Genomic DNA, 9,949 nt, shown 5'->3' on the forward strand with positions numbered 1-9,949 from the left:
CTCAGCCGACCTTGGGAGTGGCGCGAGCGCCCATGTGCATGTACAGAGTGCCATCGGCCAGCTCGAAGAACACGGCCGCCATCCAGTCGCGGGTGCCCGGCGCCTGGAAAAGGAACAGGTTCTCATCGACCGGGACGAAGTCGGACTCCTCGGGCTCCTGCAGGGCGGCCAGCTCGCCGGTGGCCTCCAGGCGCAGGCGGGCCTTGCCGTCGTCGAGCACGCTCACGGTGATCCGGGCGCCGGCCCGCTCGTAGACGCCCGCGTACGGCGCGACGTCCACGCCGGCCGGTGTCTCCGGCAGGGACGGCGTGGGCGGCACGGTCAGGCCGTCGAGCTCGGCGAGCAACTCGGTGGCGACGGCTCGGGTGAACTCGCCGCTGCGGCCCCCGTTGGCGGTCACGCAGACGACGGTCCCGGTGCCGGGCACGGCCCACAGCATGGCGTGCTGGCCGATGGTGTTGCCGCCGTGGGAGATGACCTTGTGCCCGCTCCACTCGTCGATGATCCAGCCGATGCCCCACTGCCTGCCCAGCGTGTACGGGTTGGGGATGTCGACCTGCGGCTCCCACATGGCGGCCGGGTTCTCCAGCAGGCCGCCCTCCAGGTGGGCGCGGCCGAAGGCGACCACGTCGGCCGGGCGGGCGCAGATCAGCCCGGCCGGGCCCATCGACCGCATGAGGCCCCACACCGGGGCCGTCTTGCCGTCCTCGTGGCCCATCGCGGCGCGGAAGCGCAGCACGTCCTCCGGCAGCGTCCAGGTGTGGGTGAGGCCGAGCGGCTCGCAGATGCCCTCGCGCAGGACGTCGTCCCAGCGCTTGCCGGTCAGTTGCTCCAGCACCCGGCCCGCGATGACGAACCCGGAGTTGCAGTAGGACTGGGTGACGCCGAGCGGGTGGTTCTGTGCCAGGGTCGCGCAGGCCTCCACGTACTTCTCCACGCAGTCGTCGCCGCGGCCCGTGTCGATGAACTGGTCGCCGTCGATGCCGCTGGTGTGGGAGAGCAGGTGCCTGATCGTCACGTTCTTGGTGACCTCGGGGTCAGCCACCCTGAACTCGGGCAGTACCTCGACGACCGGCGTGTCCAGCGTGAGCCGGCCCTGTTCGACCTGCTGCATGATCAGAGTCGCGGTCCACACCTTGGTGACCGAGCCGATCTGGTAGAGCGCGTCGGTGGTCGCCTCGACGCCGGTGTCGACGTTCAGCGTGCCGGCCGCGAACTCGTGCAGCACGCCCTGGTGCCAGTACGCCAGCGCCGAGCCGGGAACCTCGTACTCGGCGATCAGCTCGGCGAGCCGCTGACCCATTGCTCCAGCCACGCGATGATCCTTTCGTTGTAGTCGTACCTGTGCGAGGGGCGCCCGCTCAGGATGAACAGATGGCTCGCGCCGGGATAGCGCACCAGCTCGACGGGCACCCGGCGCTCGCGCAGCGCGGTGAACCACTGCTCGGCCTGGCCGACGGGACAGCGGTCGTCGTCCTGGCCGTGCAGGATGAGCGTCGGGGCGGTGACGTCCGCGACGTGCGTGATCGGCGACTGGGCGGCCAGGTCACCGGCGTACTCGTGCACCTTCATCAGGTGGCCGAGGTCGGAGGTGCCGCTCAGGCTCGTCAGGTCGCTCACGCAGCCGCCCGGGATCGCGGCCTTGAACCTGCCGGTGGTGGCCGACAGCCAGCAGCTCATGTAGCCGCCGTAGCTGTAACCGGTGACGGCCAGCCGGTCAGGGTCGGCGACGCCGTCGGCGACCAGGGCGTCGATGGGGGCGAGCAGGTCCTGGGCGTCGCTCACCCCCCAGGCGCCGAGGGAGGCGGTGTAGAAGTCCTCGCCGTACCCGTCGCTGGCGCGCGGGTTGACGGTGAGGACGGTCCAGCCGCGGGCGGCGAGGAGCTGGTGGTAGAGGTGGAAGCCGTCGAAGACGGGCGACCAGGCGTTGTGCGGGCCACCGTGCACGTCGAGCAGCAGGGGGCCGGGCGTCCGCGCGGTCTCGTCGCGCAGGACGAAGCCCTCGACCTGGGTGCCGTCGGGGGCGGTGAACGTGCGGCGGCGGGCGGTGAACAACTCGACGTCGTCGAGGCCGTAGTCGGTGAGCCGGGATATATCCGGCGCTGGCGCGCCAGATATATCCGACATTTCGCCTGAAGTTACCTTTTTCGGGCTTGGGGTCATCAGATAGACGTCTCCCGCGCTGTGCTGCGTCGCCGCCACGTACGCGACCGCCCCCGCCGCCGTGCTGATCCCCGAGATGTTGACCTCACCGGGCACCAGCCGCTCGCCGGGCGCCCCGTCGGAGACACGGTAGAGGTGCGTCGAGCCACCATCGCGCGCACAGAACAGCAGGTCCTCGCCGAGCAGCGCCGGGGTGCCGCCGGGGTAGCCGGGGGCGCCGGTCATGACATTCCGATCGAGGGCCGTCTCCACCTCGGCCCACCCGCCGGGGCCGAGCGCGAACAGCCGTTCGTGCCCCACCACGGCGCCTTTCAGCCCCGCGGCGACCAGCCGGTCGCCGAGCCACCAGACGCCGCCGCAGATGAGGCCGGGATCCGTCAGTCGCTCCGGCACACCACCCTTGGCCGCCTCGACGGCGTACGCGGCCCCGCCCGCCTCCAGGTCGCGGTCGGCGTCCATGGCGGCGGCGAACGCCAGGCGCAGGCCGTCGGGCGACCACGACGGCTCGCCCGCGTGGAAGTCGCCCTGGGTGACCTGGACGGTCTCGCCGCCGGCCAGGTCCGTGACGAACAGGTGCCTGGTCAGGCCGCGCAGCAGCCTGGCGCCGTCGGCTTTGTGGTCGAGCCGGCCGGTCACGACAGGGGCGTTCAGGTCGGGCATCCCGCCGTCCTCGCCCGTTCCGACGGGTGCGGCGAACGCGATGCGGGAGCCGTCCGGAGACCAGACGGGCGCGCCGGCGCCGAGCTTCGCGGAGGTCACCGGTGCGGGCTCGCCGCCGTCCATCGGCATCAGGTGGATCTGCGGCCTGCCGTCCACCGGCCGCAGGAACGCCAGCGTCCGGCCGTCCGGCGACCACCGCGCGGCACTGCCCGCGGCGAGGCGCCGGGGCTCGGCGCCGGGAGCGGCCAGCCAGATCTCGGAGCGGTTCTCGTCGGAGTCCCGGACGGCGGTCGTCAGCGTGTACGCCACCGCTCCCCCGTCGGGACGCACCTGGGGATCGGAAGGGATGGCGAGGCGGTACAGGTCGTCGAGCGCGAGATGCGGCATGAACGAACCGTAAGCCTCCGCCGTCCGGGCATCTTCGGCGCTCCCGACGAACGACGCTGCCTGGCTTGTGCGGGAGCCCAACGCCCGGACCGTCCCGCAGCGGAATCAGGCGCCCCGTCGGCTTCCTGCCACTGTTGCCACCGCCGCGGCGCCGGCAGCAACGCACCTGGCCTTCTCCCTTGCCCATCGGCACGGAACCGGAGCGGAAGCAGAACGGAACAGCGGTCTCGTAGGGTCCTCCGACAGCGGCAACGCCAGATGGGAGCCGACGCCCCGCCCGAGCCGCTCGACGAGACCTTCCTCCGCGCACGGGGCGAGCAAGCCATCCGTGAGCTCACCTAAGAGGCGCACTGTGGCAGGCCGCCGCCGACTTCCAGCGCCTCATCAGCGACTGGCACCGCCCTACGACTTTACGCAGCTCCTAATGAATATTAGATGCATAAAAATGGATGTAGCGGCGCAAGTCTGAAGAAAGTAGGCTCATGATCTTTGGAGCCAACGGCCCGACCGGGCGGCTCGCCGCTGCCCAGGCGCTCGCCGAGGGCCGTGCCACCGCCGCGGTCACCGAGCCGGCCGATCAACGATAGGAGAACTGTGCCAAGAAGAACTTCCCTGCTGGCCACCGCCCTCGTGGTGTTCGCGACGTTGTTAACCGCTCCGATGGCCAACGCGACGGTGACCGGAGAGGACGTCACGGATGCCATCGGCAAGCGCGGCATCACCTGGGGGCCCTGCGAGGAGGAGCCCACCGTCGAGTGCGGCCTGCTGGCCGTACCGATCGACTGGTCCGACCCGAACGGACCCACAGTCAACCTGACCCTCGCCCGGCGCAAGGCCGCCGACCCCTCCGCGAGAATCGGGTCCCTGCTGACCAACCCGGGCGGACCCGGCAACTCCGGCGTGAACGACATCCTTCGCCCCTCCGGCTTCAGCGAGGACGTCCAGCGGCGGTTCGACATCGTCGGCTACGACCCCCGGGGCGTTGCCCGCAGTGGCTCGGTGACCTGCTCGGCTTCGGTGTACAACGAGATGCCGTACCCGGTCATGACCAGCCAGGCCGACTACGACAAGTGGGTCGCCTTCAACAAGAAGCTGCGCGCGGACTGCCGCAAGCTCACCGGCCCTCTGTACGACCACATCGACTCGGCCAACGTGGCGCGTGACATGGACGCCATTCGCGCCGCGCTCGGCGAGGAGAAGCTGACCTCGTACGGCGTCTCCTACGGCACGCTCGCCCAGCAGATGTACGCCGAGCTCTTCCCGAACCGGATCCGGGCCATGGTGCTGGACAGCAACATGGACCACAGCCTGAACGTCAAGGCGTTCCAGGTGACCGAGGCGGCCACCGTCCAGGACAGCTTCGGCGAGTTCGTCGCCTGGTGTGACCGGAGCACAGACTGCGTCCTGCACGGGCGCGACGTCCGGGCGCTGTGGAAGGGACTGCTCGAGAAGGCGGACCGCGGCGAGCTGTACTGGCCGGGCGTCACCGACCGCCCGGTGAGCGCTCACAACCTCCTCTGGCTGGGCGTGGTGCTCAACGAGGCGCCCGCCTGGCGGCAGGAGGCCAAGGTGCTCCTCGCCCTGGACGGCGGGCCGGTGCCGGATGACATGCCGGGCCCTCCCGGCAACGGGCCCGTGGGCGGTGAGTTCGCCGAACTCCCCACCGCGATCCTCTGCGAGGACTTCAACCTGTCGCTCCGGAACTACAACGAGTACGCCGACGTGATGCGCAGCTCCAACGCGGTGGCCCCGGACCTGCGGTACAACCCGATGCCGATGGGCGACATGCCGATCTGCCAGGGCCACCCGGTCAACAACCCGCAGCACCGGCTGCGGTACACGGGTAGCGCTCCGCTGCTGGTGGGCACCTCCATGCACGACCCCGACACACCGTACGAATGGTCGGCCAACGTGGCCCGGCAGCTCGGCTCCAAGGCCACGCTGCTCACGTACGAGGGCTGGGGCCACGGCGTCTACGGCATGACCCAGTGCAGCACGGCCGCCATGGACGACTACCTGATCTCGCTGACCGTGCCCGCGCGGGGCACCCGCTGCCCGGCGGAAGAGCCCCAAGGCTAGAGCCGGATCTTCAGGCCGGGTTCTCCAGGTCGTTCCGGGAGCCTGTGGGGTAGTCCACGAACGCGAACGCCGACCCGTCGGGCGCCCAGCTGGGGACGTTGATCGTGCCCTGCCCACCGTGCAGCGCCACCAGCGTCTCCGGCTCCTGCCAGGCGTCGACCGACACGAGCCGCAGCTCGACGGGGAGGTCGGCGGGGTGCCCGGTCGTGCCGGGCGGGTAGCTGAGGTACACGGCGACATCGCCGGTGGGTGCGACGTGCGGGAACCAGTTCACCCGCTCGTCGAAGGTGAGCTGCTCCAGCCCGCTCCCGTCCGGCCGCACCCGGGCCAGCTGCGCGTGCCCTGGGGCGGTGGAGAACTGTTCGGTGTTGAACACGATCCACTCGCCCTCGGGCGTCCACTCGCACCCGTCCGCCGGGCCCGGGTCGGTGGTGACCGCGACGTCGTCCTGCCCGTCCAGCCCGACGGTGTGGATGGTGGCCGACGCCCACCAGTTGTCCCCTTCCGGTTCCAGGCGCACGTAGCCGAGGCGCCGCCCGTCGGGGCTGACGCCGTGCAGGAAGTGCATCCCCCCGTCCTCGACGGTCACTCGGCGAGCCTGTCCACCGGCGAGAGGGGCCTCCCAGATGTGCCAGTCGTTCGCGGAGGCGAACACCGTGACGCCATCGGGGGCGAGCACGTGGTCGTTGTTGACGTCGGGCAGGCCTGTCACATGGATCTGACGTGGCGGGGCGGAACCGTCAGCGGGGCCGTCGGCGGGCAGGAGCCAGAGCCTGCCGTCACCGTTGACGAGCAGCTGCCCGTCCGCCGTCCAGTTCGGCGCCTCGTAGAGCCGGTCGCGGGACTCGAACACGGTACGCACGGTGCGGGTCGCGCGCTCCCAGACGCGGATGCGCGCGGACTGACCAGGCCGCAGCACCCGCTGGGGGATCTTCTCGTCACTCACTTTCCGGCCTCCTCCGCGAGGTGAGCCCGGATCCCGGCGACGATGAGGTCATGGTCCTCCATCGATGACAGGCCGGACGCGGTCGCGGCGGCGACGACACCGACCCCGCGGACACGGATGGGGAACGATCCGCCGGTGACCGCGTAGTCCGCACCCAGCCATCCGACCGCTGCCGGGTCCACACCGGCAGCGGACAGGCGAGCGTCGACCAGGGCGCTGCTGCTCTCCATGCGCAGCACCACCGCGGCCTTGCGGGCGATCCACACGTCCTGGTCAGGGGTGATGCCCGGCAGTGCGGCGCGGAACAGGATCAGACCGGGCCGGCGGATGTCGATGCCGACCTTGTGCCCGGCTTCCTGCGCGATCGCGGTGATGCGGGAGCCCAGCCGCCAGGCGTCGGCGTGGTCGAACGCGTCGAAAACCAGCTCCTGTTCCTGCTGCTCCAGCGCGGTGATCAGATCCGTCATGGGCGGGCTCTCCCTCGGGTCGCGGATGGCTTCACGACCCTACGAGCTGGGCTCGGGCCTGGTCGATGGTGGCGATGATCGAGACGGTCTCCTCCAGCGTGTGCACGGGCGACTCGGTGCAGCCCTCGCCGACGAATCGGGCCAGGGCGGTCGCCTCCCAAGAGAGCCCGTCGAAGCCGCGCAACCCGGTCGGGTCGCTCCACCGCAGCGTCGGCGAGAAGTGGCCGGCACCGGACAGGGTGAACGAGGTCGGCGTGAAGAAGGGGCCGTCGATGCTGAGCGTCGCCTCGGTCCCGGCGATCGCTCCGGTCATCGGAGTGCGCGCCTGGATGGACGAGTACAGCGTCGACAGCGCACCCTGCTCGTGGGTGAGCACGAGCGTCGAGTACGCGTCCACCCCGGTATCCGTCATCCCGCCGACCGCGACAACCCGCGTGGGGGCACCGAGGACCATCGAGGAGAACTGCACCGGATAGACGCCCAGGTCCAGCAACGCCCCGCCACCCAGCTCGGGACGGTTGAGCCGGTGCTGCGGATCCGCGGTGATCGCCTGCCCGTGGTCGGCCAGTACCGCCCGCACGTCCCCGAACACTCCGTCGGCGAGGAGCTTGCGGATCACCGAGGTCTGCGGCAGGTAGCGGCTCCACATCGCCTCCATCACCAGCACGCCGGCAGCCCGCGCGGCCTCCGCGAGGGTGCGTGCCTCCGCCGCGGTGACGGTGATCGGCTTCTCGATGAGTACGTGTTTGCCCGCCGCGATCGCCGCCAACCCCACCGCGAGATGCGCGCTCTGCGGGGTCGCCACGTAGACGACATCCACCTCCGGGTGGCGAACGAGCTGCTCGGTGGAACCCAGTACGTACTCGATTCCGTGCTCGGTCGCGAACGCCTGCGCCCGCTCGACCGAGCGCGACGACACCGCCACCGGCCGCTGCGCCGTGTGAGCGCGCAGAGCCTTCGCGAACTCGCCCGCGATCCAACCCGGCCCGACGATGCCCCACCGCAGCGACGGCTCACCGCTGCCGGGAAGGTAGAGGTCCGGGTCGGGCAGGTGGGAAGGCAGCATGCGCACGCTCCCATTCAACGACTCATTTAGCACGAGCTAACGCAAAGATGGCCTTCACCTTAGCACGAGCTAAAAACTGGGATGCCGAGGGCTCCGTACGCGTTTACGGGCCGGTCCGGGCTCTGCCCGTCGACTCCCGAACCACCAGCCTCGTCGGCGTCGCGCTCACCCGGCGCGGCCCGTCATGACCCTCCAGCCGATCCAGCACCGACAACAAGGTCGCCTCGACCGTCGCCTCGACATCCTGATGAACGGACGTCAGCTGGTGATACGACAGCGATGCCACATAGCTGTCATCAAACCCGACTACCGAGATCTCGCCTGGCACGTTGACGTTCGCCCGCGCGAGCACCGCCAGCACACCCGCCGCACACTGGTCACCGCAACACACCACAGCCGTAGGCCGGTGACGTCGTACCAGGACATGCCGCGCGGCACTGGCACCGCCTTCCTCGGAGAAGTCGCTCTCGAGCACCTCGGCGCGCTCCGCGAGTCCAACCGCGGCCATCGCGCTCCGGTACGCCTCGGCACGAAGACGGCCCACAGCTCCACCTCGTCCGCCGACATAGACGATGTCGCGATGCCCGAGCTCCACGAGGTGCTCGACCGCCAGACGAAGCCCCTCGATCTCATCGACATGGACGTTGTCGACGTCGAGCTCGTCCACCCATTCCCCGAGCCACACCACAGGCACGAGCTCGCGCGCATCCGCGAGGGCACGCGACGCCGGATCCGGATTGAACGCGACCAGCGCCTCGACCCGCTCCTCCATCAGCTCCGCGACCACCACGTCGGTCGGCCGATCCGACGTCGTCGGCCCCAGCACCAGCCCGAACCCCCGTTCCGCGGCACGAACGAACAAGCGCTCGATAACGCGCACCTGGAACGGATTGCGCATCCAGAAAAGCGCGCCGATCAGACGCGTACGGTTCTGGCGCAGCAGCCGCGCTGACGCATTCGGCCGGTAGCCAAGCTCATCGGCCGCGGCCAGGATCCGTTCTCTCGACTCTTCGCTCGGCCCGGGAACGCCCCTCATCACGAGCGAGACCAGCTGACGCGACACCCCCAGATGGTCCGCGACATCCTTCATCGTCGGGAGCCGGCCCGCGCCCCTGCCCGCTCGACGTTTCTGCGCGCCACCCACCCCGGTCGCCATGGCCCCAGTCTCGCACGTGCCGGCGCGGCGGCTCGGCTCAGCGCAGGCATGCCTCCCCCGGCCGCGAATCCCCGGGGAGGAAGTCCTCGTTTCAGGCGTTGGGGTCCTGGACATAGCGCTGGAAGCGGGGGATGAAGCGGGTGCCCAGCAACCGTCGCCAGCCGCGCGGCCGCCCGGCCATCGCCAGGGCGAGCGGAGCCGAGTCGAAGTACGAGATCCGCTCGGCGATCAGCCCGTCCACAAGGACGAAGCGATCGACCGCCGTCCAGGCCAGTTCGCGGCCGCCGAACGTCCCGCTGAGAGTGAACTCAATGAAGATCGCGTCGTCGGTGGCGCTCCAGCGGTGAACGGTCGCGTGAATGTCCGGGACGAGTTCGAAGAGCCGGGCGAACGCGACGCGGCACTCGTCACGTCCCCGCAGCGTGCCCATCAGCGGCTGAACGAGGACGATCTGATCACTCCACAGAGCCTCGTGCTTGCGCAGATCGGGCGTCCGCCAGCCGTCCGTGAACCTCTCGACGAACGCGGCCGCCGCATCGTGATCAATGACGTCAGGAGTGAAGGCTGCCCGCATGATCCGACTCTAGAACGCGCACCGAGGCGTGTCATTCGCACTCCTGCGAGCGCGGCCTTCGCGGGCGCCGCCGTATTCGCCCGCATCACTCAACCGGCGAACGGGGCAGGCGTCCTCCCTCACCCAGCCGGTAGTGCCCGTCGCGCCGTCCGGTCGATGGCAGGGGTCTGCACGTCCGGCCCGGTCTCGCCGCCGTACGTGGCGATCTTGTACTCGACGGCCGTGAGGGAGAGGGTCAGCTCACGGATCCGGCGGCGGATGGTGTCGCGATGCTCGATGAGCAGGTCGAGCCGCTCGGGCACCGTGTGCTCCCCGGCGTCGACGAGCGAGATGTAGTCCTGCAGGTCGCGCATCGGCATGCCGGACAGCCGCATCCGGGTCAGGAACACCAGCCGCCGCACCGCGGCGCCGTCGTAGACGCGATGACCGTGGCCGTCGCGGGCCACCTCGA

Annotated in this window: 9 protein-coding genes; 1 reads left to right on the top strand and 8 read right to left on the bottom strand. The window is 70.2% G+C overall.

Features of this window, described 5'->3' with window-relative positions; genetic code table 11:
* Nucleotide 1: 1 nt before the first annotated feature.
* Nucleotides 2–1,315: a serine hydrolase domain-containing protein gene (locus tag ACWDRB_RS57175; protein WP_449909574.1), complete on the bottom strand. Its 1,314-nt coding sequence runs from the start codon at nucleotides 1,313–1,315 to the stop codon at nucleotides 2–4.
* Nucleotides 1,279–3,210, bottom strand: coding sequence for a S9 family peptidase (locus tag ACWDRB_RS57180; RefSeq protein ID WP_449909577.1), 1,932 nt, complete (start codon nucleotides 3,208–3,210; stop codon nucleotides 1,279–1,281). Before ACWDRB_RS57180 ends, ACWDRB_RS57175 begins: the two co-directional genes overlap by 37 nt.
* 594 nt (nucleotides 3,211–3,804) lie before the next feature.
* Here ACWDRB_RS57180 and ACWDRB_RS57185 point away from each other — a divergent pair.
* The gene (locus tag ACWDRB_RS57185; protein WP_449909579.1) at nucleotides 3,805–5,289 is read left to right on the top strand and encodes an alpha/beta fold hydrolase; all 1,485 of its coding nucleotides are present in this window, start codon (nucleotides 3,805–3,807) and stop codon (nucleotides 5,287–5,289) included.
* A gap of 10 nt (nucleotides 5,290–5,299) precedes the next feature.
* Here ACWDRB_RS57185 and ACWDRB_RS57190 read toward each other — a convergent pair whose 3' ends face one another.
* The 6 genes from ACWDRB_RS57190 to ACWDRB_RS57215 form a co-directional block, all read right to left on the bottom strand.
* On the bottom strand, nucleotides 5,300–6,235 hold the full coding sequence (locus tag ACWDRB_RS57190) for a TolB family protein (protein ID WP_449909582.1): 936 nt from the start codon (nucleotides 6,233–6,235) through the stop codon (nucleotides 5,300–5,302).
* Nucleotides 6,232–6,702 carry a heme-degrading domain-containing protein gene (locus ACWDRB_RS57195; RefSeq protein WP_364250426.1) on the bottom strand — a complete coding sequence of 157 codons (471 nt, stop codon included), beginning with the start codon at nucleotides 6,700–6,702 and terminating at the stop codon, nucleotides 6,232–6,234. Before ACWDRB_RS57195 ends, ACWDRB_RS57190 begins: the two co-directional genes overlap by 4 nt.
* Nucleotides 6,703–6,733: 31 nt before the next feature.
* Nucleotides 6,734–7,768: a Gfo/Idh/MocA family protein gene (locus ACWDRB_RS57200; RefSeq protein WP_449909586.1), complete on the bottom strand. Its 1,035-nt coding sequence runs from the start codon at nucleotides 7,766–7,768 to the stop codon at nucleotides 6,734–6,736.
* A gap of 103 nt (nucleotides 7,769–7,871) precedes the next feature.
* On the bottom strand, nucleotides 7,872–8,924 hold the full coding sequence (locus tag ACWDRB_RS57205) for a LacI family DNA-binding transcriptional regulator (RefSeq protein ID WP_449909589.1): 1,053 nt from the start codon (nucleotides 8,922–8,924) through the stop codon (nucleotides 7,872–7,874).
* Nucleotides 8,925–9,015: 91 nt separating this feature from the next.
* Nucleotides 9,016–9,498, bottom strand: a complete 483-nt coding sequence (locus ACWDRB_RS57210; RefSeq protein ID WP_449909591.1) for a nuclear transport factor 2 family protein — start codon at nucleotides 9,496–9,498, stop codon at nucleotides 9,016–9,018.
* Nucleotides 9,499–9,617: 119 nt separating this feature from the next.
* Nucleotides 9,618–9,949: MerR family DNA-binding protein (locus ACWDRB_RS57215; RefSeq protein WP_449909593.1), on the bottom strand; the 332-nt coding region annotated here is incomplete at its 5' end.

This window comes from Nonomuraea sp. NPDC003707 (assembly GCF_053587055.1).